The organism is Rhodococcoides fascians NBRC 12155 = LMG 3623, from assembly GCF_001894785.1.
GTDB classification, from domain to species: Bacteria; Actinomycetota; Actinomycetes; order Mycobacteriales; family Mycobacteriaceae; genus Rhodococcoides; species Rhodococcoides fascians.
The window spans coordinates 71,204-96,797 of sequence record NZ_BCWW01000007.1; the positions used below are offsets into that span (position 1 = coordinate 71,204).

Annotated in this window: 23 protein-coding genes; 18 read left to right on the forward strand and 5 right to left on the reverse strand. The window is 64.0% G+C overall.

Annotated features, from left to right (window positions below):
• Window positions 1-134 precede the first annotated feature (134 nt).
• The 9 genes from mdo to RFA01S_RS15755 all read left to right on the forward strand — a co-directional run bounded on the left by mdo (window position 135) and on the right by RFA01S_RS15755 (window position 11,079).
• Complete coding sequence (gene mdo, locus RFA01S_RS15715) at window positions 135-1,406, forward strand: NDMA-dependent methanol dehydrogenase (protein ID WP_027496261.1); 1,272 nt, start codon at window positions 135-137, stop codon at window positions 1,404-1,406.
• Between the two features lie 83 nt (window positions 1,407-1,489).
• Window positions 1,490-2,527, forward strand: coding sequence for a MadB family AAA-type ATPase (locus RFA01S_RS15720; RefSeq protein WP_032408043.1), 1,038 nt, complete (start codon window positions 1,490-1,492; stop codon window positions 2,525-2,527).
• Window positions 2,524-4,041 (forward strand): MadC family VWA domain-containing protein, encoded by a 1,518-nt coding sequence (gene madC, locus RFA01S_RS15725; protein WP_032400165.1) that lies wholly within the window; start codon window positions 2,524-2,526, stop codon window positions 4,039-4,041. Before RFA01S_RS15720 ends, madC begins: the two co-directional genes overlap by 4 nt.
• Window positions 4,042-4,227: 186 nt before the next feature.
• Window positions 4,228-5,415, forward strand: coding sequence for an iron-containing alcohol dehydrogenase (locus RFA01S_RS15730; protein ID WP_027496264.1), 1,188 nt, complete (start codon window positions 4,228-4,230; stop codon window positions 5,413-5,415).
• The gene (locus RFA01S_RS15735) at window positions 5,412-6,764 is read left to right on the forward strand and encodes a MadS family sensor histidine kinase (RefSeq protein WP_032408042.1); all 1,353 of its coding nucleotides are present in this window, start codon (window positions 5,412-5,414) and stop codon (window positions 6,762-6,764) included. The genes RFA01S_RS15730 and RFA01S_RS15735 overlap by 4 nt, the downstream gene beginning before the upstream one ends.
• Window positions 6,761-7,441: a MadR family response regulator transcription factor gene (locus RFA01S_RS15740; RefSeq protein WP_032371078.1), complete on the forward strand. Its 681-nt coding sequence runs from the start codon at window positions 6,761-6,763 to the stop codon at window positions 7,439-7,441. The genes RFA01S_RS15735 and RFA01S_RS15740 overlap by 4 nt, the downstream gene beginning before the upstream one ends.
• A 119-nt stretch (window positions 7,442-7,560) precedes the next feature.
• Entirely contained in the window at window positions 7,561-9,741 is a 2,181-nt protein-coding gene (locus RFA01S_RS15745; RefSeq protein WP_032408041.1) for a molybdopterin-containing oxidoreductase family protein, read from the forward strand.
• Between the two features lie 37 nt (window positions 9,742-9,778).
• Window positions 9,779-10,093, forward strand: a complete 315-nt coding sequence (fdxA, locus tag RFA01S_RS15750) for a ferredoxin (protein ID WP_032408040.1) — start codon at window positions 9,779-9,781, stop codon at window positions 10,091-10,093.
• On the forward strand, window positions 10,090-11,079 hold the full coding sequence (locus RFA01S_RS15755) for an NAD(P)/FAD-dependent oxidoreductase (protein ID WP_072692113.1): 990 nt from the start codon (window positions 10,090-10,092) through the stop codon (window positions 11,077-11,079). The genes fdxA and RFA01S_RS15755 overlap by 4 nt, the downstream gene beginning before the upstream one ends.
• A gap of 18 nt (window positions 11,080-11,097) precedes the next feature.
• Here RFA01S_RS15755 and RFA01S_RS15760 read toward each other — a convergent pair whose 3' ends face one another.
• Window positions 11,098-12,156 carry an AraC-like ligand-binding domain-containing protein gene (locus RFA01S_RS15760; protein WP_072692114.1) on the reverse strand — a complete coding sequence of 353 codons (1,059 nt, stop codon included), beginning with the start codon at window positions 12,154-12,156 and terminating at the stop codon, window positions 11,098-11,100.
• A gap of 217 nt (window positions 12,157-12,373) precedes the next feature.
• Between RFA01S_RS15760 and moaA the strand changes: the two genes are divergently transcribed.
• Entirely contained in the window at window positions 12,374-13,432 is a 1,059-nt protein-coding gene (moaA, locus tag RFA01S_RS15765) for a GTP 3',8-cyclase MoaA (protein ID WP_072692115.1), read from the forward strand.
• Entirely contained in the window at window positions 13,429-14,679 is a 1,251-nt protein-coding gene (locus RFA01S_RS15770; RefSeq protein WP_072692116.1) for a molybdopterin molybdotransferase MoeA, read from the forward strand. The genes moaA and RFA01S_RS15770 overlap by 4 nt, the downstream gene beginning before the upstream one ends.
• Before the next feature lie 314 nt (window positions 14,680-14,993).
• Here the strand turns inward: RFA01S_RS15770 and mftM are convergent, their stop codons facing one another.
• Window positions 14,994-15,821 (reverse strand): mycofactocin oligosaccharide methyltransferase MftM, encoded by an 828-nt coding sequence (gene mftM, locus RFA01S_RS15775; RefSeq protein ID WP_032408165.1) that lies wholly within the window; start codon window positions 15,819-15,821, stop codon window positions 14,994-14,996.
• A gap of 277 nt (window positions 15,822-16,098) precedes the next feature.
• Between mftM and mftA the strand changes: the two genes are divergently transcribed.
• The 5 genes from mftA to mftD (RFA01S_RS15800) are packed head-to-tail and all read left to right on the forward strand — an operon-like array spanning window position 16,099 to window position 20,166.
• Window positions 16,099-16,212, forward strand: a complete 114-nt coding sequence (gene mftA / locus RFA01S_RS15780; RefSeq protein WP_069973092.1) for a mycofactocin precursor MftA — start codon at window positions 16,099-16,101, stop codon at window positions 16,210-16,212.
• 2 nt (window positions 16,213-16,214) lie between these two features.
• A complete protein-coding gene (gene mftB / locus RFA01S_RS15785) occupies window positions 16,215-16,499 on the forward strand; it encodes a mycofactocin biosynthesis chaperone MftB (RefSeq protein ID WP_032408039.1) in 285 nt (94 codons plus the stop codon).
• A 33-nt stretch (window positions 16,500-16,532) separates the two neighbouring features.
• Entirely contained in the window at window positions 16,533-17,765 is a 1,233-nt protein-coding gene (mftC, locus tag RFA01S_RS15790) for a mycofactocin radical SAM maturase (protein ID WP_032408038.1), read from the forward strand.
• 2 nt (window positions 17,766-17,767) lie between these two features.
• Window positions 17,768-18,946: a pre-mycofactocin synthase MftD gene (gene mftD, locus RFA01S_RS15795; RefSeq protein ID WP_032365654.1), complete on the forward strand. Its 1,179-nt coding sequence runs from the start codon at window positions 17,768-17,770 to the stop codon at window positions 18,944-18,946.
• Window positions 18,943-20,166, forward strand: coding sequence for a pre-mycofactocin synthase MftD (gene mftD / locus RFA01S_RS15800; RefSeq protein WP_032408037.1), 1,224 nt, complete (start codon window positions 18,943-18,945; stop codon window positions 20,164-20,166). Before mftD (RFA01S_RS15795) ends, mftD (RFA01S_RS15800) begins: the two co-directional genes overlap by 4 nt.
• A 29-nt stretch (window positions 20,167-20,195) precedes the next feature.
• Here mftD (RFA01S_RS15800) and RFA01S_RS15805 read toward each other — a convergent pair whose 3' ends face one another.
• From RFA01S_RS15805 to RFA01S_RS15815, 3 genes are all read right to left on the reverse strand, one after another.
• On the reverse strand, window positions 20,196-20,927 hold the full coding sequence (locus RFA01S_RS15805) for an aspartate/glutamate racemase family protein (protein WP_032408036.1): 732 nt from the start codon (window positions 20,925-20,927) through the stop codon (window positions 20,196-20,198).
• Between the two features lie 10 nt (window positions 20,928-20,937).
• Window positions 20,938-22,491 (reverse strand): NCS1 family nucleobase:cation symporter-1, encoded by a 1,554-nt coding sequence (locus RFA01S_RS15810; RefSeq protein ID WP_032386979.1) that lies wholly within the window; start codon window positions 22,489-22,491, stop codon window positions 20,938-20,940.
• A gap of 94 nt (window positions 22,492-22,585) precedes the next feature.
• Entirely contained in the window at window positions 22,586-23,311 is a 726-nt protein-coding gene (locus RFA01S_RS15815; RefSeq protein ID WP_032371147.1) for a GntR family transcriptional regulator, read from the reverse strand.
• Between the two features lie 70 nt (window positions 23,312-23,381).
• Here RFA01S_RS15815 and mftE point away from each other — a divergent pair, with 70 nt between their 5' ends.
• Both mftE and mftF read left to right on the forward strand, forming a co-directional pair.
• A complete protein-coding gene (gene mftE, locus RFA01S_RS15820; protein ID WP_032383543.1) occupies window positions 23,382-24,068 on the forward strand; it encodes a mycofactocin biosynthesis peptidyl-dipeptidase MftE in 687 nt (228 codons plus the stop codon).
• Between the two features lie 126 nt (window positions 24,069-24,194).
• Window positions 24,195-25,592: a mycofactocin biosynthesis glycosyltransferase MftF gene (gene mftF, locus RFA01S_RS15825; RefSeq protein ID WP_027496281.1), complete on the forward strand. Its 1,398-nt coding sequence runs from the start codon at window positions 24,195-24,197 to the stop codon at window positions 25,590-25,592.
• Window positions 25,593-25,594 lie beyond the last annotated feature (2 nt).

A 25,594-nucleotide genomic window follows, 5' to 3' on the forward strand; every position in this document is an offset into this window, starting at 1 on the left:
TCCGGCAGCGGTGTTGGAACGGTTCTGCCCTGCAGGTGTTCCGATCTCCTCTCGGTGCGGCCATGGTGGTCATCAGTGAGACGCCGATCACACACCCCAGGCGTTTCCTGACCACACTCACCGAGGAGACACCGATGGCAATCGAGCTCAATCAGATCTGGGAATTCCCCATCAAGGAGTTTCACCCGCTGCCCCGCGCCAAGCTGGGGGTCGGCGCTCACGACATGATCGGCGTCGAGGCGAAGGAACTCGGATTCAAGCGTGCCCTGCTCGTCACCACCGGACTGCGCGGATCCGGGATCATCGAGGAACTGATCGGCAAGATCGAATACCAGGGCGTCGAGGTGGTTCTCTACGACAAGGTCGAGTCGAACCCCAAGGACTACAACGTCATGGACGGTGCCGCGCTCTACCAGAAGGAGAAGTGCGACAGCGTCATCTCCGTCGGTGGCGGCTCCAGCCACGACGCGGCCAAGGGCATCCGCGTAGTCGTTGCCCACGACGGCCGCAACATCAACGAGTTCGAGGGATTCTCCAAGTCCACGAACAAGCAGAACCCACCGCATATCGCCGTATCGACCACCGCCGGAACGGGTTCGGAGACGTCCTGGGCGTACGTCATCACCGACACCTCGGACATGGAGAAGCCGCACAAGTGGCTCGCCTTCGACGAGGCGTCGACACCGACTCTGGCACTGGACGATCCGCTGCTCTACTACACCTGCCCCCAGCAGTGGACCGCGTTCTGTGGCTTCGACGTTCTGGCGCACGGTGCCGAGCCGTACGTGTCGCGTCTCGATTTCGCGCCGTCGCTGGGCAACGCGATCTACTCGATCGGCCTGGTGTCCAAGCACCTTCGCGAGGCCGTCTACGACCCGGGCAATCTGAAGGCTCGTGAGGGCATGATGAACGCCCAGTACATCGCCACGCAGGCGTTCAACTCCGGCGGACTCGGTGTCATCCACTCGATTTCCCACGCGATCAGTGCGTTCTACGACAGTGCTCACGGCCTCAACAACGCCATCGCTCTGCCGCGCGTGTGGGAGTACAACCTGCCCTCACGCTACGAGCGCTACGCGGAGATCGCCGTGGCCATGGGCGTCGACACGAAGAACATGACCACCGTCCAGGCGGCCGACGCGGCAGTCGAAGCCGCCATCAGGCTCGCGAAGGATGTCGGCATTCCCGACAACTTCGGGTCGATCCGTTCTGCGACGTACGACAAGAACCGGATGAACACCGGCAAGTACGCCGGTAAGGGCGACGTGATCAAGGGTGACGAGAAGTCGGTACTCAAGATCTCCGAGCACATCCAAGAAGACTGGTGCACCCCGGGTAACCCCCGCGAGGTCACCGTCGAGTCGATGATTCCGGTCGTCTCGCACGCGATCAACGAGTCGTACTAACCGCCACCCATGTGAGTGGAACTTCGTAGCAGGGTACGAAGTTCCGCTCACATGCGGCGCAGCCGCTCTTCGAAGGGAAACACATGACCTCGCTGTCGACAGTGCGTAGCGACGACACCGACACCGTTCGATTCACCGACGCTGCCGATCTGCGGAGGGCGCTCGCCGAGCAGGACTACATCGCCGACGACGACCTCGCCACCGTGGTGCATCTGGCGACAGCGCTCGATCGCCCGCTGCTGCTCGAAGGGCCGGCGGGTGTGGGAAAGACAGAGCTCGCCAAATCGCTTGCTGCGGCGAGCGGCCGCAAGCTGGTGCGCCTGCAGTGCTACGAGGGCCTCGACGACAACCGGGCCCTGTACGAGTGGGATTACGCCAAACAGCTTCTGCACGTGCAGATGCTGCGTGAACACATCGGTGCGCTGACGCAGCACGTCACCGACATCGACGACGCCTCGAAAATGCTCGCCGCCAAAGACTTCGGTCTGTATTCCGAGCCGTTCCTGTCGGTGCGTCCGCTGCTGGAATCGATCCTGTCCGAGGAGCCGGTGGTTCTTCTCGTCGACGAGGTCGACCGCACCGAGGAATCCATGGAGGCGCTGCTGCTCGAGGTTCTCGCCGAGAAGCAGGTGACCATTCCCGAGGTGGGCACCTTCACCGCACGAAGTGATCCGTGGGTGATATTGACCTCCAACGACACTCGCGAGCTGTCCTCCGCCCTCAAACGCCGCTGCCTGCACTTTCATCTCGACTACCCCTCTGCCGAACGGGAACGTGAGATCGTCACCGCCCGCGCTCCGGAGGTACCCGATCGGGTCGCAGCCGACATCGTGGCGCTGGCAACCGAACTGCGGGCGCTGCCGCTGCGCAAGAGCCCATCGATCTCGGAGGTCATCGACGCGGCTCGTATCGCGTCGGTCCTCGGCCACACGGAGAACACCCGCAAGTATCTGCTCGCCGCGCTGGTCAAATACTCCTCGGACATGAAGATCGCGATGGCAGGCCCGGCGACGGAGACAGCCTCTGCAGCACCATCTCTCGGAGCCGTCGTCAACACGACCGCGACGGCGTTCCGGGGTCATGGTGGACGGGACAAGGGCGGCATCGGGATTCGACGATGACTGCGGTCGAGCCGTTCGCTCCGTCGGTGGTACTCGACGTGCTGTCGGCAGTGTTCGGCCGGACGCTGCGGCGGTTCGGAGTGGCGGCGTCGCCGGCCGAGGTCATCGAAGTCCGACGCGTGCTCGGGCTCCTGGGGGCACGTGACCTGACGGTTCTCCGCACGGCGTTACGCGCCACGTGCGCGAAGTACGATCACGAACAGCAGGGATTCGATCTCGCGTTCGACTCGCTGTTCGCAGTCGGCTCGAACACTGTTGTCCACGAACACACTTCGCCGGTAGGCGCGCAGGTGGCGGGTGGCCTCCCGACCGACCTCGACGTGGGAGCCGACCAGGAGGCGGCGAAGTACGCCGAATACAACGAGCGTGCCGTCGAGATCGGAGATCTGCTCGACGCCCCCGAGGCCGACAAGGGCTTCAACCCGCACAAGGACGACGACGACATCAGTCTGTCGTCGGAGGATCACGATCTGTCCATCGATACCGATGGCGACATGGGTCGACGGGGCGTGACCTACACCGTCGATCTGGAGCGTTCCGGTTCGACGGCGGCAGGGGAGTTGGCGTCGAGCACGAGCGGAGCGGTTGCAGGGCAACTGAACTGGGAGGATCCGGCCAGTATCCTGGCATGGTTCGATGCCTACGATCCCAGTAGCGTGTACGGCGATGGCGGAGATTCTGGGCCGCTGAGCGCGGCGATGTTGGACAGGATCACCGATGCCGTCGAAGCCTTCGTCGCAGCTCTGGGTGAGTTGACCGGGACGATGTCGTCACCGGTGCCGGTCGACGGCGCAGGGCGGGGGATCGACAGCCATGCCGAGATCGAGCGCGCAAGTCACGAAGTGTTGCGGCACATGCGCGGGACTCCTCGGCCGCGGCCTCGCGAACACTCTCGGGGCCCGCTGGACATGCGTCGCACGGTTCGGTCGAGCCTGCGCACGGACGGCATTCCGTTTCGGTTGGTCACCAGGACACCGGTTCCGGACAAGGTTCGATTGTTGGTGCTGGCGGACGTCTCGTTGTCCGTTCGCCCGATCACCGCATTCACGCTCAGACTTGCCCAGGCGATGCACTCGCGTGCGCACCGCTGCACTGTGATGGGCTTCGTCGATTCTCCGGTGGACGTGACGACCACCTTGCTCGGGAGCACGGGCGACGGAGCTCTGGCTGCCGTACTCGCAGATGCGCGATTGGACCTCGAAGCGAGCAGCGATTACGGCAAGACCTTCGCGGACCTGCTGGACTCGCACGGGGAGGTGTTGAACAAGCGCACCGCGGTGATCATCGTGGGGGACGGTCGGTGCAACGGACGGCCGCCCGGACTCGATGCGTTGGAGAAGATTCGCTCCAAGGTGCACCGCATCGCCTGGATCACTCCCGAAGCTCGTCGCTACTGGGCGCAGGCCGCGTGCTCGATGGAGGAGTACGAACAATTCTGCGACCAGGTGGTCGTGGCGCGAGACGGGGAACAGTTGACGGCGCACGCCGCCGATTTGGGGCATGCGCTGTCCTGACCCGACCCATCACACCACGTACCTGCCCGATCGGGTAGGTAGGAACCTGGCCCGGTGCTGGTGGGAACGGACCGACTGTGCTCGTAAGGTTGTAACCTGAATCACAGGTCCGGATCGTGTTCGGATCGAAGGACAGCGAGGGTGTGAACGGTGGACCAGGCAGCTACTGCGAACGTCGGCAAGGCGCTGCACGATCTCGATACTCGGCGCAGCCGAGCCGAGACGCCACGTGTCCTCAAGTTCCATGCGCCCGAGATCGTGTTCGGTCCGGATTCGCTCGGAGAGGTCGCGCATGCGACGCGTCGTCTCGGTGGGGTACGGCCGATGCTCGTCACGGACGCCGGCTTGATCGAGAGTGGCTGGGCCGGGCAGCTCGTCGACCTCCTTCTTGCGCAGGGGCTCGAGCCCCAGGTCTGGAGCGCACTGACGCCCAATCCCAAGGACGTCGAAATCGAGGCCGGCCACGGTTACTATGCGGACTTCGGCTGCGACGTGTTGGTGGCGATCGGGGGAGGGTCGGTGATGGATGCGGCGAAAGGGATTGCCGTCCTCGCCGGCAACGGCGGTCGAATCCTCGACTACGAGGGGGTGGATCGGGCCACCCGGCCGATTCCGCCTCTGGTGATGGTGCCCACGACATCCGGCACCGGAGCCGACGTCTCGCAGTTCTGCATCGTCACCGATACCGCGCGCTCGACGAAGATCACCATTCTCGGCCGAGCCCTGGTACCGGACATCACGGTGATCGATCCGATGTTGCTCACCACGATGCCCGAATGGCTGAACGCCGCAACCGGTTTGGATGCTCTGACGCACGGGATAGAGGCGTTCGTGTCGTTGGGCCACAACCAGCTCACCGACCATCATGCGCTCCGAGCCATCACCATGGTGATGTCACAGTTGGCTCGCACCATCGACGAGCCGACCGACATGGTTGCACGAGGGTCGATGGCGCAGGCGAGTCTGGAGGCCGGCCTGGCATTCACGAACGCGATACTCGGTGCGACGCACGCGATGAGCCACCAGGTGGGCGGGCTGCTCGATCTCCCGCACGGGGTGATCAACGGTGTGCTGCTGCCGCACGTCATTCGTTTCAACGCTGCCGAGGATCCGTTGCCGTACGTGGCCATCGCGACGAGTCTCGGGCTACCCGAGGGCAGGGCCAGGCCGGAGGAGGCCGCCATGGCCGTGGCCGATCGGGTGGACCGCCTCGCTCGTCAGGTCGGTGTTCCCGCCGGCCTGGCCGAGATCGGCGTCAGCGAGTCCGATCTCGATGTGTTGGCCACCAACGCATTACGCGATGCGTGCATGTCCACCAACCCGCGCTCGGCCACGCACCGCGAGATGGTCGATCTGTTCAGGACCGCACTGTGACAACCGGACCCGACCTCTCGTTGCTGACGGGACTGCGTTCGGGCAAGAACACGTTCTACCCCCAGTATCGCGGCGCGGCAGAACGTTTGGAACGCGTTGTCTATGCGCTGGAACTGATTTCGCGAGCGCTGGTGCGCACGGTCGACGGTCCGGAAACGCTGGTGTGCGCTGTGGCCGAGGCGGCACGAGCCCATCTGAGTGCGCGTTGGGTCGTGTTCGCTCTCGCCGACGGGGCGTTCCCCGACGCCGGTCCTCGCAGGTTGGTACTCGGACCCGACGCCACTCCGTTTCTGGTCGACAACGTCGAAGGGCCACCGTTGCCGGACGACGTGGTCGACTGCCTCGAGTCGATCCGACAGTCGACGTGCGGCGACGGGCTGACCCCGGTGATCTCCGCCCATCACGCCTTCGTGCCGATCGCGTACGACGGGGGTGTCGTGGGCGCTTTTGCAGCGTGGACCGGTGAGCAACGTGTGCTGGACGCCACCGACGCCGCGGTGCTCAGCATCCTGGCCAGCCAAACTGCGGTGGCCCTGCAGAATTCGGCTCTGTTCCAGAGCCGAAGACAACTCCTCGAGCGCACCGAGAGTGCCTACGCCGAAGCGAATCGAACAGCGGCCGACCTCGCAGCCCGCAATGCCGAACTCCTGCTGACGCAAAGACAATTGGGTGCCGCGCATCGGCATCAGGTGCTCGACGACGAACGGCATCGCATCGCGCGCGAACTGCACGACAGCGTGACCCAGGCCGTGTTGTCGGCCGGTATGCAGATCGAGGTCTGTCGCAGCGACATCTCGGCCGACGAGCGCAGTGACAGGCTGGATCTGGCCAAGGATCTGACGCGTCGGGCAGTGGATCAGCTGCGGTCGGCGATCTACGCGCTCAATCACCCTCAGGACGCCGACCGAACGTCGCTTCCCGAAATGCTCGAACAGCTTTCGGTGGTCCACATGCCCGACGAGTTGCAGGTCTCGCTGCGGGTGGAGGGAACTCCCGTCGAGTTGAGCAGCGAATGCGAGCATGCTTTGCTCCGCATCGCCGGAGAGGCGTTGTTCAACACTGCAGTGCACGGACATGCATCCCGGGCCATTCTTCGATTGAGCTATTCGCTCGATCAGGTACAGCTGTCGATTGCCGATGACGGTGACGGCGATCCGGCGCACTTGCGCATGATGCTGCACATGGCCGAGTCCACCGACGTCGACGGCCGCCACCGCGGGTTGGCGAACATGGCGGCGCGCGCCCGCGAACACGGCGGGGTCTTCGAGATCCGCCGTGCCCGCACCGGGGGCGTGCGAGTGGCAGTGCGTATACCGCTCGACCCGAATTCCACGAAGGGCACAGCATGAGCGTCACAGCGGTACGAGACGGTTCGCCTCAGGCGGCGCCGCCCAGGGTTCGGATCGTCCTGGTCGACGACCACGCGATCCTGCGCGACGGGCTGCGTTCGGTACTCGAGCGTGAATCGGATCTGACGATCGTGGGGGAGGCGTCGACCCGAGAGGAGGGGTTGGCCGTCGTCGCTCGGGTCACACCCGACATCGTGCTGATGGACCTCAAGCTCTCTGCCAGCTCCGATTACGAGGGTCTCGCCCTGTGTGCGCAGTTGTCCAAGGCACACAACGGAATCGGTCTACTCGTCTTGACGACGTTCCTCGACGATCGTCTGGTGGTGGAGGCCGTGCATGCCGGTGCCCGGGGATATGTGGTCAAGGACGTCGACACCACCGAGTTGGTTCGCGCGATCCGCGCGGTGTCGCGCGGTGAGAGTGCGTTCGATTCCCGGAGCGCGTCGGCCGTCGTTCGTTCTCTCAACGGCACACCGAGCAGCATCGAGCGGCTGACCGAGCGTGAGCTCGAAGTGCTCCGGCTACTGGCAACGGGTCTGTCCAACAACATGATCGGAACGCGGTTGTTCATCTCGGCGACGACGGTGAAGTTTCACGTCAGCAACATCATGCGCAAACTTGCGGTGTCCCGCCGTGCCGAGGCCGTCTATGCCGCGAGTAAACAGGGATTGATCTGAGCGATGAGCCTTCGGGCACAGAGTGCAAAGTAGACGGCGCTCGGCGTCCTGTCGGGAGCGTCCTCGCGGTGCAGGCTACGGATAACGCATACCAGTGATATCTACGCCGAGGAGCACCCATGACGACTGTTCAGGAAGATACGCGCTCACACGACGCCCCGGCCGACCGCCCGACGGAACTCACCGTTCTCGGAGCGTGTGCGCAGGATTGTCCGGATTCGTGCTCGATGGTGGTGACCGTCGAGGACGGGGTGGCGACGAGCGTCAGCGGGAGCAAGACCAACCCGTACACCAACGGTGGCCTCTGCGTGAAGGTGGACAACTATCTCGACAAGGTCTACAGCCCGGACCGAGTGCTGTACCCGCTCAAGCGGTCCGGGCCCAAGGGCTCAGGAGAGTTCGAGCGGATCTCGTGGGACGAGGCCGTGGCCACCATTGCCGAGAAATTCACCTCCATCGCCGAGGAATTCGGCCCCGAGGCGATCATGCCGTGCAATTACCTCGGCACCCAGGGCATTACGCAGGGTCTCAATGTCGGGGATGCATTCTTCAACCGACTCGGGGCGACGGTTGCCGAGCGCACCTACTGCGATGCGGGCTCGTGCACGGCCTACGCGATGACGGTGGGCGACACGGCAGGCGTCGACCCCGAGAGTTTCGTCCACTCCAAGTTCATTCTGATCTGGGCGGCGAACACCATGAGCACCAACCTGCACCTGTGGCCGTACGTGGCCGAGGCGAAGAAACGCGGGGCCAAGGTGGTGGTGATCGATCCGGTCAAGACCAGAACCGCCAAGGCCGCGAGCTGGTACATCCCCATTCGTCCGGGCACCGACGGCGCTCTCGCCCTGGCGATGATGCACGTGATCATCGACGAGGGATTGACCGACGCGGATTACATCGAACGCTTCACCATCGGTTTCGACGAATTGGCCGATCGGGTGCAGCAGTACACCCCGCAATGGGCGTCCGAGGAGACGGGTATTCCCGTCGAGGACATCTACACGCTGGCAAGGGAATACGCACAGAGTCAGCCCTCCGTCATTCGGATCGGCGTCGCCATCGAGCGCAGTGCCGGTGGCGGGCAGAGCGTCCGAGCCATCTCCTGTCTACCGTCGTTGGTGGGGGCCTGGCGTAAGCCCGGCGGCGGCATCCTGCAGCTGCCGCTGTGGGCGTTTCCGGTGAACTGGCCCGAGTTTCTGCAGACGGATCTGCAGACTCCGGGTACACGCGTGATCAATCTGTATCAGCTGGGTGAGGCGCTGACCGGCGGGTTGAATCTGGACACGCCCCTCAAAGGTCTGATGGTGTACAACTCGAACCCGGTGGTGGTGTGTCCCGATCAGAAGCGCATGATCGACGGGCTCAGCCGGGAGGATCTGTTCACGGTCGTCAGCGACCATTTCATCACCGACACTGCCGATTACGCCGATATCATTCTGCCCGCCACGACACAGCTGGAACAGGACGACATCAACTTCTCCTGGGGACACCTGTTCGTCACGTACAACAACCGGTCGATCGAGCCCCTCGGGGAGGCCGTCCCCAATACCGAGCTGTTTCGCCGATTGGCCGCCGCGATGGGCTTCACCGAACCGGTGTTCTCACGAACCGATGAGGAGCTCCTCGCCCTCTCCTACGACTGGAATGCCCCGGCAATGGAGGGCATCACGATCGACTCGCTCAAGAAGCTCGGGTGGCAGCGACTCAACCTTCCCGGTCCCGACGAGTACGCACCGCACGCAGAGGGGAATTTCCGGACGCCGTCCGGGAAAACGGAGTTTCTGTCCTCGGCCGCGGCGGGCGGCAACTTCGTGCTGCCGCTCTTCCGGCAGGGATCGAACGATCACCAGCCGGGACAACCGGTGGATCCGCTCCCGCACTACATTGCGCCGCGCGAGTCATCGAGGACCAATCCTGGACTGGCAGAAAAGTATCCACTCAATCTGCTCACGCCCAAGTCACACGCATACCTGAATTCGAGCTTCGGGAATCTCGACATGCACCGCAAAGTGCAGAAGGAGCCGACGTTGCTGATCAACCCTGTCGACGGCGAACGGCGGGGAATCGCTTCGGGTGACGTGGTGCGAGTCTTCAACGATCGCGGCGAATTCACCGTCGTTGCCAAACTCGACAAGTCGGTCATGCAGGGTGTCACCGTCTGTGCGATGGGCGCATGGCGCAAGAACATGCTGTCGCTGTCGACTCCGGCCTCGCTCAATCCGACGGTGTTCGCGGACCTCGGGAACGCTCCGACGTTCTCCGACACCCTCGTCGAGGTCGCGGCGCTCGACGCCTGACAACTCTTTCTCCTACTACGAACAAGAGGATTCCGATATGGCCTACGTCGTGACCGAAGCGTGCATCGACCTGCTCGACAAGGCATGCACCGAGGAGTGCCCCGTCGACTGCATCTACGAGGGCGGTCGGATGATGTACATCAATCCCGACGAGTGCGTCGACTGCGGCAAGTGCATGCCCGCCTGTCCCAACGACGCCATCTTCTGGGAGCACAAGATCCCGGAGGAACAGAAGCATTTCGTCGACATCGCCGTCGAATTCTGTGAGGACGCAGATGCTTCCGGTGGCGCGGAAGATCTCGGCCCGGTCGGGCACGACCATCCCTCGATCGACGAAGTGGCGAAGAAGTGAGTGCCGCAACGGTTTCCGAGAGTGATCTGATCATCGTCGGTGCCGGACCGGCCGGGCTGTACGGTGCGTACTACGCGGGTTTCCGGGGCATGACGGTCACCGTGATCGACGCTCTGCCCCATCCGGGCGGGCAATTGGCGGCCCTCTACCCCGAGAAGAAGATATTCGACGTCGCCGGTTTTCCGGCGATCAAGGCGCAACATCTGGTCGACGCATTGGTCGAACAGGCGGATCAGGCGAAGCCGACGTATCTCATGGGACACGTGGCGACCGAACTCGAGGAATCCGAGAACTTCGTGCGGGTCACGACGGACAAGGGCGAGACCGTCGTCGGCAAGGCCGTTCTCGTGGCCGCAGGTATCGGTAAGTTCACGCCGAGGCCATTGCCGGCCGGAGCCGAGTTCCACGACCGAGGCCTACGGTATTTCGTGCCGAAACTCGATGATCTCGCCGGCGAACGGGTGATGATCGTCGGCGGCGGAGACTCGGCAGTCGACTGGGCGTTGAGCCTGGAGCCGATTGCGAAATCGGTGGTGCTGGTGCACCGGCGCAACGACTTTCGGGCCCACGCTCACAGCCTCGGTTTGCTGGAGCGGTCCGGTGTCGATGTCCTCACGCCGTTCGAGGTGGAGGAAATCCTGGGCGTGGACTCCGTCGAATCGGTGACGATCGTCGACGGCACCGGAGTCGACCGCCGACAGCTCGAGGTATCGAGTGTTGTTGCCGCACTGGGGTTCAAGGCCGCACTCGGCCCCATCGCCACGTGGGGACTGGACAAGTACCAGCGCGATATCGCCGTCGGACGGACGATGCGCACCAGCCGAAGGCGAGTCTTCGCGGCGGGCGACGTCGCCGGGCACGAAGACAAGGTCAAGTTGATCGCAGTCGGGTTCGCCGAGGCCGCGACAGCGGTCAACCACATCGCCCCGCTCGTCGACGGCTCGGCAGCGATCGTGCCCGGCCACTCGAGCGACTCGCTCCACTGAGGAGAAACCCGTAGGAGCTCAGTTCGACCGACGAGGACCGTGAGCAGTGCCGACCTCGGGCTGCTCACGGTCGGTCGGCCACATCGGGCGAGTGACCGCTCGTGGGTCGTCGGATTGCGCGCACGCGGCCGCGCGGTACTGACGCGGGCTCATCCCGTACTGCTCGCGAAAGGCGCGACTGAACACTGCGGAGTCCGCGAAACCCCATCGCCGACTGATCTGGCCGAGCGAGCGGTTCACCGCGACGCTAGCGATGATCTCGCGTCGGCAGCGCTCGAGCCGTTTGACCCGAATGCTGCGCGCCACCGTAGTGCCACTGGCCGCGAACAGACGGTGCAGTTGGCGGGTGGAGACGAGCATGGCCGACGCGACCGTGCTGGGCGACAGATCTGGGTCTGCGAGGTGTTCCTCGATATACCGTTGCGCCGTCCGAACGAGGGCGGTACCGGGGGAGTCCAGCGCCGGGCTGGTGGTGGTGTTCCTCGCGATGACGCTGACCAGATCTCCGACCTCGTCTACGATGGCCTGTGCGCCCGCGGTACCCAGCGTCGACCGGGTCGACCCCAGGTCGTGCAGAAATCGGCTGAGGAGGCCGCTGAAGCCGGCCGAGCCGTCGAATGCCATGGCCGTCAGGTCGCTGGATTCACGCTCGTCGAGTCGCAGCATGTGACGGGGCCAGGTGAATACTTCGAGCTCCCATTGATCATCGTCGGGGTGACCGTCGATGATCCAGTCGAAGGGACGAGACGTGTCGTAGATGGCGAAGTCGCCGCGGAAGAGCACGCATTCGCGTCCGTCCTGCACCACGATCGCGCGGCCTCGACGGATCATACCGATCTGAACGTATTCGATTCGGTCCTTCTCGATGAGCGAGTCGGTTCGCGCGATGCGTTGAGTCGTCGATCGGACAGTCGACACCTGCAGGTGCGCGAGAGACATCGATCGGACGGCTCCGGTGAATCGGCTGTCCGCCACGTCGGCTACGTCCAGGGCGACGAAGTGTTCGTTCAACATGTCGGACCAGTCGCCGCGGCTGGTCGTTCGAGTCGGAATGGAGAATCCGGATCGAGACAGCATGGGGACCCCTTGTCGTAGACGCTCACGGCGATGCAGGAGCTTTCTTCGAGATTAACCCGCAATGTTTCCGGTTGATTCACTGTTCGTAACTTTGCCGGAAAGTCGTGAGGCAGGGTCGTGCGCTGGTCGCTGCACGTCAACTACCGGGCGCGCGCGGTCAAGTGTGAGGCACTGCCGTCCGCGATTCTGGTGTTCGACCGAGTGAAAGGACTACTCCGTGGGTGACCCCGTTCGAGCAGTGCGCAGCCATCCGACCGACCTCGATTCGGGGACGGTGGACGCTCGGGGACGGGCACTTCGGGATCTCCGTATCTCGGTCACCGACCGGTGCAACTTCCGCTGTGTCTACTGCATGCCTCGAGCCGAGTTCGGTCCCGATCACCGATTCCTCGACACCGGCAGGCTGCTGTCCTTCGACGAGATCGACAGAGTGGCGCGGGCCGCGGCGACGATCGGGATCCGAAAGATCCGTCTGACGGGTGGTGAACCGTTGCTGCGGGCCGGAATCGCCACGCTGATCGAACGATTGAGCGCCATCGACGGCGTCGATCTCGCGATGACCACGAACGGGTCGTTGCTCGCAGCCCAGGCCGCATCGTTGTACGCGGCCGGTCTGAAACGCGTTACCGTCAGCTTGGATTCGATCGACCCGACGACGTTCGCGCGGATGAGCGACACGCGCGTACCCGTCCGGACCGTGCTCGACGGTATCGACGCGGCAGTTCGCGCCGGGATGTCACCCGTCAAGGTGAATGTGGTGGTGCGACGGGGCGTGAACGGTGATTCGATTCTCGACCTGGCCGAACGGTTCCGAGGGACCGGCATCGTCGTGCGGTTCATCGAGTACATGGATGTCGGGGCGACGAACCGGTGGGAAATGGCGCAGGTGACGGACGTCGACTCCATTGTCGACATCATCGGGGCAGCCCATCCGCTCGAGCGGATCGAGTCGATGTACGAAGGCGAGGTCGCGACGCGCTATCGGTATCGCGACGGGAGCGGAGAAGTCGGGGTGATCGGCTCGGTGTCGAAACCGTTCTGCGGCAGCTGTACTCGGGCCAGGCTGTCGGCGGACGGGCAGGTGTACACGTGCCTCTTCGCTTCAGCGGGAACCGATCTGCGCGCGCTGCTGCGTTCGGGGGCATCGCAGGATGCTCTCGTGGCGCGGTTGTCGGCGCTCTGGAACAGCCGTGACGATCGATACTCCGAACTGCGAGCGGGATCGGGGGACACCCCGGCCGGCGAGCGGATCGAGATGTCCTACATCGGCGGATGAGGCGGACCGTAAACGCGACTACCCGTTCGGTCGACGAACACCGTTGTGTAATAGCAGATCTCGGATTGGCAGCCCGAGTGCGGGCGGTACCCATCGGATCTGCGGTCGGCGCAGTTCTCGCCGAGGATGTCGTTGCCGAGCGCGTTCTGCCGGCGTTCGACAATTCTGCAGTCGACGGGTTCGCTGTGCGCCGTACCGATGTGATCGGTTCCCGACGACTGCCGGCCACACTGACCGTCTCGGCGCGTAGCGTTGCCGGACGGTCGAGTACCGAGCTGAGCGTGGCACCGGGTGAGTGCGTACAAATCATGACCGGTGCAATACTTCCGCGAGGGGCCGATCTGGTGGTGCCGGTCGAACAGACCAGCGGATTCGTCACGTCGTTCGGTTCCGATACGGTGACCATCTGTTCGAGTGGTTCCAAGAGCAACATCCGCCGTCGTGCTTCGGATTTCGATGCCGGTGACGTGGCCATCAGGGCCGGTACGGTGCTGACTCCCGCTCAGGTCGGACTGCTTGCGGCACTCGGACGAACGCATGTCAGGATCGGTTCGACATTGACCGTGGCTGTGTTGTCCACCGGATCCGAAATCCGCTGTGCTGAAGAAACTCCGACGCTCGGCGAGTGTTTCGACGCCAACTCTCCGATGATCGCAGCCGATCTGCTGCGGTGTGGTGCCGATGTGCACCTCGAATCGGCGGTATCCGACGATGCGGAGGCGTGCAGAGCGGCCCTTGCTCGCTGCGCTGCGGTAGCCGACGTCATCGTCACGACCGGTGGAATCAGTGCAGGAACCGAGGAGGTGGTCCGGCTTGCGCTGGCGGATCACGACGTCACCTTCGCCTCGGTTGCGGTCAGGCCGGGAAAACCGCAGGGCTGCGGACGATTCGATGAAATTCCGATCATCTGCCTGCCCGGGAATCCGGTGAGTGCGCTGATCTCGTACGAACTGTTCGTCCGGCCGGTCGTGGCATCCGCCCTGCAGGATCCGGCGGCAGAGCGAACGGTGAGAACAGTGCGGGTCCGCGGCGACGTGACCTCGGCGTCGAGCACACCTCGGGTTCTCTTGGGATTCATCGACGGCGCGGATGCGGAGGTCACGCAGTCACATTCGATGAGAGCATTGGCAGCCGCGAACGGATTGGTCGTCGTTCCCCCATGCGACTCACTCCCACAGGCAACAGGGCACTATCCCGCGTGGACCTTCGATTCACGTACGGCATCGAGACCGGGCCGGTACGTATGACCGCCACTGCCGCTTCCCCGGCTGCCACCGATCCGCGGCACGCTGCCAAAACGACCACGTGATCCCGTTCGACCACGCCAATCCACTCGGCGGCTGGACCACCGTCAACAACTTCCAATGCCTCTGCGAATACCACCACAGCGTCAAAACCGCCGGCTACACATCCCCACCCAACCCAGACGATCCGGCATCATCGACTACCCCGACCCACCCGACGACCCGACACCCGAACCAGAACCGAGCGACGAGGAAGCCGACACAGCACCACCGTTCTAGTACTCCTGCGGATCCCATGCCTGGAGTATCGAGACTGTTCAAACGAGTTGTGGTGCCGTCGTCTTGTCGATCACGAGCCAACCGCCGTGGTAGGTCGAGGTCTCGAAGGGCTGCCCCGTCGATAGTCCCAGCTCGGCCAGCGCCGTCTCGTCGAACGTGCGGATGTGTCCGTGGCAGACGGTGGTCTCGGTCTCGAACGGTACCGCGATGACGACGCGGCAGCGCGCCACACGGAGTGCCTCCGCGACGATGGCAGAGCCCGTTTCGGCATCGACGTGTTCGAGCAGGTGCAGAGCGGTAACGGTATCGACACTGTTGTCGTCGAACGGGATTCGGGCTGCATCGAACACTGCCGTGTCGAGTCTCGCGCCGAGGTGCGGAGCGACAGTCGCAAGCAAATCCATGGTTCCCGCTGACTGGTCGGTCGCGGTGACCGAACAACCCTGCATTGCCAGCCGCAACGGGAAGAAGCCGAAGCACGAACCCAGATCGAGTACCGAACCGCGGACCGACGCGGCGGCACGCTCGTGCACAGGAGCGAACTCTGCTCGACCGGAGAGGAGATCATCCAACGAGTTTCGGTAGTACGTCGTCCATGCCTCGACCGGATCGGCGACAGTGGTGCGCACGATGCCGACCAGCACGTGCTCGAACTCGCGTTGGGACAGCCCGATGTGGCGCGCCTGTTCGGTGATGAGCGGCACGATGCCCTCACCGATCTCACCCGCAGCGAGGCAGTGGTTGACCTGCACCGTCGATCCTGCACGCACGGCGTCGAATCGAAGCCCGGGAGTGTGCCGGACGACGACGTTCTCATGAGCCCAAACCCCGTCGGGTCCGGGGGCCAATGCATCGATCTCGGTCATGAAAGTCTTCTTCTGTCGTTTCTGCAGCGATCGTCCGTTCCGGTGAGCGTTCCACAGCGAAGTGCGCCACAAGGCGCATCGACCGCTGGTCGGTCCGCTCGGACGCCGCTCACCCCGCAGGCCGGACGGGCCGGTACCTACCCATCTGGACGGTTGATCGCGACGGCCGACCAGTTCCTGCGCCATGACCCGTCGGAAACCTCGACGGCCGTTAGCGTGGTGATCCTGAACACAGTCGATCGGATTGTGGCCGAACAGATTTCGTAGGAGGAATCAGATGTCGAAGAAGAGTGAGAACGCTGTGGTCGGTACGTCGGTTGTCGAGTCCGATCTGGTGGAGGAGTCGTTGGTGGAGGAAGTCTCGATCGACGGCATGTGCGGCGTGTACTGATCATGACTACTGCTGTGCAGAACACGCTCGATCTGGACGTGCGGTGGATTCTGCATCCGCAGGTGGCGCTGCGTCCCGAGTCGTTCGGGGCGCTGCTCTACCACTTCGGGACCCGCAAGCTGTCGTTTCTGAAGAACCGCACGATCGTGGCGATCATCGAGTCCCTTCCCGACCACCGGGATATGCGGTCGGCGATCGCGGCCGCAGGGATCAGCGATTCGGCATCGGCTCCCTACGTGAGAGCGCTCGAGACGTTGGCGGACTCGAACATGATCACTCGCCCGTAGAACCTGACCCATTCGTAGAAGAGGACGGCCCCTATGACTTCCACCCTCGAAAGACCAGCTCCGGTAGGGAAATTGGTCGATCAGTTCGAGCTCGGTCTCGATGCTCCGATTTGTCTGACGTGGGAGTTGACCTACGCCTGCAATCTGTCGTGTGTGCATTGCCTGTCGTCGTCGGGTCGTCGTGATCCGCGTGAGCTCTCCACCGAGCAGTGCAAGTCGATCATCGACGAGTTGCAGAAGATGCAGGTGTTCTACGTCAATATCGGTGGCGGTGAGCCGACGGTCCGCAGCGACTTCTGGGAGTTGGTCGATTACGCGACGGCGCATCAGGTGGGGGTGAAGTTCTCCACCAACGGGGTCAAGATCGACAAGAAGGTCGCCGCGCGGCTCGCTGCGTCGGATTACGTCGATGTGCAGATTTCCATCGATGGGGCGACGGCGGAGGTCAACGACGCGGTCCGCGGACCGGGTTCGTTCGACATGGCGTGCCGGGCGTTGGAGAATCTGAAGGAGGCCGGCTTCCGGGATGCGAAGATCTCCGTAGTCGTCACCCGTCACAACGTGAGCCAGCTCGACGATTTCAAAGCTCTGGCCGACAAATACGCTGCCACACTGCGGATCACGCGGTTGCGGCCGTCGGGTCGCGGCGCGGACGTATGGGATGATCTGCACCCGACTGCCGGTCAGCAGCGCGAGCTCTACAATTGGCTCGTTGCGAACGGTGAAGGTGTGCTGACGGGGGATTCGTTCTTCCACCTCTCGGCGTTCGGTGACGCTCTGCCGGGGCTGAACCTGTGCGGTGCGGGGCGGGTGGTGTGTTTGATCGATCCGATCGGTGATGTGTATGCGTGCCCGTTCGCCATTCACGAGAACTTCCTCGCCGGCAACATCGTCCGAGACGCGAAAGACGGTATGGGCGGTTTCCAATCGGTGTGGCAGACCTCGGAGTTGTTCCAGGAGTTGCGGTCTCCGCAGACCTCGGGTGCGTGCACCAAGTGTGCTCATTTCGATGCGTGTCGGGGTGGGTGTATGGCGGCGAAGTTCTTCACCGGTCTGCCGATGGACGGTCCGGATCCCGAGTGCGTGATCGGCAACGGTGAAATGGCGTTGGCAGCGGCGGGGGAGATCCCCAAGTCCAGTGTCGATCATTCGCGTACCGGTCAGCGCAAGACTCCCCGTAAATCGGTGCCGTTGACATTGATGATGCGTCCACCGACGAAGATCTGCGACGAAAATCCGCTCGCCGGAATGGAACAGGAAGCGTAGTCATGGCAAAGAGTGCGTGGTTCGAGACCGTTGCCGAGGCGCAGCGGCGGGCGAAGAAACGTCTACCGAAGTCGGTGTACGCCGCGCTGGTGGCCGGCTCCGAACGCGGCATCACCATCGACGACAACATGGCGGCGTTCGGTGAGCTCGGGTTCGCCCCGCACGTGGCGGGGTTGTCGGACAAGCGGGACTTGTCGACGACGGTGATGGGGCAGCCGCTGTCGTTTCCGGTAATGATCTCCCCGACGGGTGTGCAGGCGGTGCACCCGGACGGTGAGGTTGCGGTGGCGAGAGCTGCTGCAGCGCGCGGCATTCCGATCGGCCTGTCCTCGTTCGCGAGCAAGTCCGTCGAGGAGGTGGCGGCAGCGAATCCGCAGACGTTCTTCCAGATGTACTGGGTCGGCTCGCGCGAGATCTTGTTGCAGCGGATGGAGCGGGCCCGCGCAGCCGGTGCGGTCGGGTTGATCATGACGCTGGACTGGTCGTTCTCCAACGGCCGCGACTGGGGTAGCCCGTCGATTCCGGAGAAGATGGATCTCAAGGCGATGGTTCAGTTCGCTCCCGAGGGTGTCATGCGTCCGAAGTGGTTGTGGGAGTTCGCGAAGACCGGCAAGATCCCGGATCTGACGACCCCGAACCTGACCCCGCCGACCGGTGGTCCGGCTCCGACGTTCTTCGGTGCGTACGGGGAATGGATGGGGACACCGCTGCCGACGTGGGAGGACGTGGCGTGGCTGCGGGAGCAGTGGGGTGGGCCGTTCATGCTCAAGGGAGTCATGCGGGTCGATGATGCGAAGCGGGCTGTCGACGCCGGCTGCACGGCGATCTCGGTGTCCAACCACGGAGGCAACAATCTCGACGGCACCCCGGCACCGATCCGCGCTCTTCCCGCGATCGCCGAGGCCGTCGGCGATCAGGTCGAGATCACCCTCGACGGCGGCATCCGGCGCGGCAGCGATGTGGTGAAGGCGTTGGCGTTGGGTGCTCGGGCGGTGTTGATCGGTCGGGCGTACCTGTGGGGTCTGTCGGCCGGCGGTCAGGCCGGGGTGGAGAACGTGCTCGACATCCTGCGTGGGGGAGTCGATTCCGCGGTGTTGGGACTCGGGCACACCTCGGTGCACGATCTGTCACCGTCGGATGTGGTGATGCCCGCCGGATTCGACCGGAAGCTGGGTGTGTGACCGACTGGTTCGAGACTGTCGCCGAAGCGCAACGGCGAGCGCGTAAGCGACTTCCGGCATCGGTGTATTCGGCACTGATGGCGGGGTCCGAACGTGGTCTGACGGCGGGCGACAACACCGCTGCCTTCACCGAGCTCGGGTTCGCCCCACACGTGGCCGACCTGTCGGATTCGCGGGAGTTGTCGACGACACTGATGGGGCAACCGCTGTCATTCCCGGTGATGATCTCCCCGACGGGTGTGCAGGCCGTGCACCCCGACGGTGAGGTCGCGGTCGCGAGGGCGGCGGCGGCGCGCGGTGTGTCGATGGGTTTGTCGTTGTTCGCGAGCAAGCCGATCGAGGAGGTCGTCGCAGCGAATCCGCAGACGTTCTTTCAGGTGCATTGGGTGGGTTCGCGGCAGTTGTTGGCGCACATGCTCGATCGTGCACGTGCTGCGGGGGCGGTCGGGCTGATCGTGACGATGGATTGGTCGTTCTCGGAGGGCCGCGATTGGGGGAGTCCGGTGATACCGGAACGCCTCGACGCCAGGGCAATATTCCGGTTGGCACCCGAAGTCTTGGCCCGTCCACGGTGGCTGGCGCAGTGGGCGCGGTCGGGGACATTTCCGGATTTGACGGCACCGAATCTTGCTGCGCCCGGGAAATCGGCGCCGACGTTCTTCGCCGCGTATCGGGAGTGGATGTCCACCCCGCTGCCTTCATGGGAGGACATCGCGTGGCTACGCGCGCAGTGGGACGGTCCGTTCATGCTCAAAGGTGTGTCCCGGGTCGACGATGCATTGCGGGCGGTCGATGCCGGTGTCACGGCGATCTCGGTGTCCAATCACGGGGGCAACAATCTCGACGGGGCTCCGGCGTCGATTCGGATGTTGCCGGCGATTGCCGAGGCGGTGGGAAATCAGGTGGAGGTCACCCTCGACGGCGGGATCCGGCGGGGCAGCGACGCCGCGAAAGCACTCGCCCTCGGCGCGCGGGCGGTGCTGATCGGGCGGGCGTATCTGTGGGGTCTCGCCGCGAACGGTCAGGCCGGTGTGGAGAACGTGCTCGACATCCTGCGCGGCGGCTTGGATTCGGCGGTCCTCGGTCTTGGACACTCGTCGGTGCACACCCTCGAACCGACCGACGTCGTTGCACCGCATGACTTCACCCGTGCGAATCAGCTCCCCGGTTTGGAATATCCGACGCCGATCGGAGTCCGGGATACGGAACCGAGGAGCTGATTCGATCGACGACCCAGCGCAGCTGACGCTCAGGCCCTGCTGAATCCGTCGAGCATGCCGGTGTACAGCTTGGGCGGAGGAGTCGCGAACTCTCCACGCTTGCCGGTGCCGAGTCCCAGGGTGACGAGGGATTGCACGAACAAGGTTCCCGCTGCAACCCCGTCGACGACGGGTACGCCGATTTCGGACGAGATGTGTCGGCAGAGATCGGCCATACCGGCGCAGCCGAGGACCACGGCATCGCTACCGTCCGTCTCTACCGCGATGCGGCAGGCCTCGGTGACGATCTTGCGAGCGTCGGGGTCGGTTTCGAGATCGAGGACGGGCAGGTCGCACGCATGGATGCCGAGGCACTGCCGTCCGAAGCCGTAATGGTCGGCCAAATCTTGTGCCCGTCCGATCGTGCGCGCGAGCGTGGTGACGACGCTGAAACCGCGGCCGAGGAAACTCGCGGCATGCATGGCCGCTTCCGCGATCCCGATGACGGGCCCCGATGCGAGCTCGCGGGCCGCGTCGATGCCGGGGTCGCCGAAACAGGCGATGACGTAGCCGTCGACCCCGGCGGCCTCGCCGCGGGCGATCTCGGCGAGAATGCCTGGGACACTGAGGGCTTCGTCGACGTGGCTTTCGATCGACACCGGCCCCATGGATGGGCTGACCGCATCGACGACCGTGCCCGGGCCGACTACGGCCCGGGCACAGTCACCGATCGTTGCGGTCATCGAACTCGTGGTGTTCGGATTGATGACCTTGATGAGCACGTGCGAGATCCTATGCTTTCACTGGAGTGTCGAAGTTGGTGACGGCCAGCTTGGTCCGCGTTGCGAGGTAGAAGTACATCGCGAATCCGATGCCGCATCCGATGAACCAGCTGTACTTGGACGCCGTCGACATTCCGGCGATCTGCATGCCGTCGATGGCTCCGTTGAACAGCACGGTGAACATGGCCACCAGCGCGCCGACGATGGTGGAATACACCGCAGCCGGGTTGTATCCCTTGGAGTACCAGTACAGACCCGTCGTCGACATCGAGAACAGCTCGTCGACGACGACCTTCTGCTTGCGGACGAGGTAGTAGTCGGCGATCAGAATGCCGAACAGTGGTCCGATGAATGCGCCCAGAGTTTCGAGGGTCAGGTGGATGACGTCGGGGTTGTTGTACAGGTTCCACGGGGTGATCAGCACCGAGCCGATGGCGGCGATCATTCCGCCTGCGCGCCAGCTGATGCGCTGCGGGCTGACGTTGGAGAAGTCGAACGCGGGGGAGATGAAGTTCGCGACGATGTTGATACCGATGGTGGCGATCGTGAACGTCAGTGCACCGAGAACGATGGCGAACGTGCTGTCGATTCGAGCGACGGTCTCGACCGGGTCGGTGATCAGCTCACCGAACACCGGAAGCGTCAACGACGCCGTGACGACCACCAGGATCGAGAAGACCAGGAAGTTGACCGGAAGGCCGAGGAAGTTGCCCTTCTTCACCGCGGAGTAGGACTTGCCGTAGCGGGAGAAGTCGCCGAAGTTGAGCATGGGGCCGGAGAAGTACGAGACCACGAGGGCGATGGCTCCGAGCATCACCGGAATCGAGCTCAGGCCCGTGTGCTCGACCTCGCCGAGGTTGAGATCGATTGCGCCCCAGCCTGCTTTCCAGATCAGGTAGCCACACAGCATGAACATCACGACGTAGACGGCGGGCCCGCAGAAGTCGATGAACTTGCGGATCGATTCCATGCCGCGCCAGAAGACCGCTGCTTGAACGACCCAGAGGAACAGGAAGCTGGCCCAACCGAGCAGGGAGAGACCGGCGAAGCCGTAGTCGGCGGTGACGGCGTACGGGGCCAGTGACGGGAACAGCTTGATCAACACGATGTCGAGGGCTGCCGATGCCAGGAACGTCTGGATGCCGTACCAGGCCACGGCGATCAGACCGCGAATGATGGCGGGGATGTTGGCACCGAGGACGCCGAACACGCTGCGGCAGATGACCGGGTAGGGCACCCCGGAGACCTGGCTCGGCTTGGCGACGAGGTTGCAGAAGAAGTACACGATGGTGATGCCGACGAGCAGCGCGATCAGCACCTGCCAGCTCGCCAACCCGAGTGCGAAGAGGCTGCCGGCCGTGACGTAGCCACCCACCGAGTGCACGTCGGACATCCAGAAAGCGAACAGGTTGTAGGACGTCCAGGTCTGCTTCTTCAGCGGAGCGAGGTCTTCGTTGGTCAGCCGTGGGTCGTAACTGTCCTTGATCAGGCCTCCACCGACGGGGTGGCCCGCGGCTTCCACGAGATCTCCCGTTTGGGCGGGACCGTGCGCTGTATCTGTCATCGATGCTCCTGACGGCCGGGCAATGAATGGAACGATTGAATGGGGAAAAGCTAGCGGCGAAGTATTGCGCCCTCGTGACGTGAGCGATATATCTTCAGCCCGGCGTTTCCGTGGGTGGATCGGCAAACAATCCGTGATCGTTCGACAATGTCGAAATGACCGAATTGAGACGCGTGTGATGGTGCTGGGCAGCGCGCAACAGTGCGTCGGAGTCGCGATCGAGGAAGGCGGCGATCATGTCGGCGTGGTCGTCGTGCAGTGACGCCCGATCGGATCCGGCGACATGCACCATCGGTTGCACGGGTTCGGTGATGTTCCAGGCGGATTCGAGCATGTGCAGGAGTCGGTGCATCCGCGAAGGCCGGGTCAGCGACAGGTGGAATTCGCGAGAGAGGCGGTGGTACTCGCGTGAGTCGTCCTCGGTCAACGAGGCCTCGAGCTGCCGGTTGATCTCGATCAGGTGCGCGCGATCGGCATCGGTGGCCTGTTCTACCGCGATCGGGAGTGCAGCAGTTTCGAGAACCTCACGCACGATGTACATTTCGCGCAGTTCAGCCGCTGTCAGCTGCGCCACTCGGTAGCCGAGATTGGGTCGATGGTCGACCAATCCCTCGCCGATCAGAGTCTTCAGAGATTCGCGTACCGGAATGCGGCTCACACCGAACAATTCCGCGACCTCGTCTATCGGAATGGGTGTATTCGGAGGAGCGTCACCGGCAAGGATGACGCGTCGGAGCTCGTCCAGAATTGTCGGCTGCGGGCCACCCGGTGCCGATATGGACAATTGCGAGAGCAATATCGACCGACGGCGGGGTGGCACGAATCGAAGATTATCGGCCGTGTGTTTCGTCCGCGTGACGGCTCGGTTCCGTCCGATAGCATCTGCACTCATGGCCACTGACACGCTCGGTACCCAGTACTGGCCGGACATCGTCGGACCGAAGCTTCTCGTGGTTCCGGTCGGCTCGCTCGAGCAACACGGGCCGCACCTACCTCTCGATACCGATACCCGCATCGCCGACGCCGTCGCGCGAACGGTTCCGAACGCTCTCGTGGCACCCGCGGTGGCGTACGGTTCCAGCGGCGAGCACGAGGGCTTCGGCGGCACCGTGTCCATCGGGTCCGCCGCGCTCGAGGCGCTGTTGGTGGAATACGGGCGCTCCGCGTGCCGGTGGGCAGAGAGGATCGTCTTCGTCAACGGCCACGGCGGCAACGGTCCCACCCTGCGCTCGGCGGTGACGCTGTTGCGTTACGAGGGGCGCGACGTCGTATGGTTCCCGTGCTCGGTGCCGGGAGCGGATGCGCATGCCGGACGCACCGAAACATCGCTGCTGCTGCATCTTTCGGCCGACGTGGTCGACATGACGAAAGCGGCACCGGGAAACACCACCGAGATCGCGGCTCTACTGCCCGAGCTGCGCGCCGGCGGCCTGGCGCCCGTCACGGCCAACGGTGTGCTCGGCGATCCCCTCGGGGCCACCGCCGAGGAGGGACGGCTCATTTTCGAGCAACTGCGGGAACGCGTGCTGGGTGCGGTGCAGAGATGGAGTCCGTCCCCGCACGGCGTCATCGTGTGAGCGATCGCGGTACAGAACCGGCGGAAAGCCTGTTCGAGGCCTCGAACAGAAACGGGGAGCAGGTATGTTCCGACCGATTTACCGGGTGGCCGACACACCGACCGTTTGTCCGCTTACGATGCCCTGATGGGTGAAGGTCGGTTGCCTGACGGCTTCGGGGTGCGAGTGGATCCACGCGTACGCACATTCTCCGAGGGACGCGTTCTGATCGGTGGTTCACCGATGCGGATGCTCACGTTGGCACCGACGGCCGCGGCAATGATCGGTGACGGTTTCATCGAGGTGACCGATTCGCAGTCCGCCCTCGTGGCGCGCAAATTGCTCGACTCGGGGGTGGGCAACCCGCGGCCCATGTCCATCCCGTCGCCCAGTGATGTCACCGTCGTGGTGCCGCTGAAGAACAACGAGGCCGGGCTCGCGCGGCTGATCACGGCGATGCACGGCATGCACGTGATCATCGTCGACGACGGATCCGACGTCCCGGTGGCGGTTCCTGCCGTGTCGTGGAGCGTGGGCAGCGTGACGGTGCTGCGGCACGAGACCTCACGCGGGCCGGCGGCCGCACGTAATACTGGACTACGTTGCGCTACAACGGATTTCGTTGCTTTTCTGGACTCGGACGTGGTGCCGCGCAAGGGCTGGCTCGAGGTGATGCTCGGGCACTTCTCGGATCCGGCGGTGGGCCTGGTGGCACCCCGAATCGTCGCGCTGGAGCCCGAGGGCAGCGCACTGGCCCGCTACGAGCACGCCCGCTCCTCGCTCGACCTCGGACGCAAGGAAGCGGCGGTGCGCGCAGGGAGCGCGGTGTCGTACGTACCCAGTGCCGCCATGTTGCTTCGCCGGTCTGCCGCGGTGGAATGCCACGGGTTCGACGAGTCGATGCACGTGGCCGAGGACGTCGATCTGTGCTGGCGTCTGCAGGAGGCGGGCTGGCGACTGCGCTACGAGCCCGTGGCCCACGTGGCGCACGAGCACCGCGTCGCCTTCGTCGAATGGTTCGCCCGCAAACTGTTCTACGGCACCGGTGCCACGCCGTTGTCCGCGCGTCATCCGGGCATGGTGCCACCGATCGCGATGTCGCCGTGGACGTTGGTGACGTGTCTGCTCGCCGCCAGTCTGACGCGTATTGGATTGCTCGGCGCTCTGGCCAGTTTCGGGGTCACGGTCGTCCGGCTGCGCAAGATGTTCGTCGGTCTCGATCAGCCCACCCGCATCGCGGCCGTTCTCGCTGCCGAGGGTTTCGTGGCGGGGTTGTGGCAACTTGCCTCGGCGCTGTGTCGACATTATTGGCCGATCACGTTGCTCGCGGTGTTGTTGTCCAGCCGTATCCGGAAGATCGCGCTCGGTATGGCTGTGGCAGAAGCGTGTTCGGATTGGTACAAGCATCGTGAACTGGGCGGGCTCGATCCGGTTCGATACATCTTCTTCAAACGCGCCGACGACATCGCGTACGGAACCGGGCTGTGGAGCGGTGCGCTGTCGGCTCGTTCCATCGAGGCGTTGAAGCCCCGCCTGGACGGCTGACC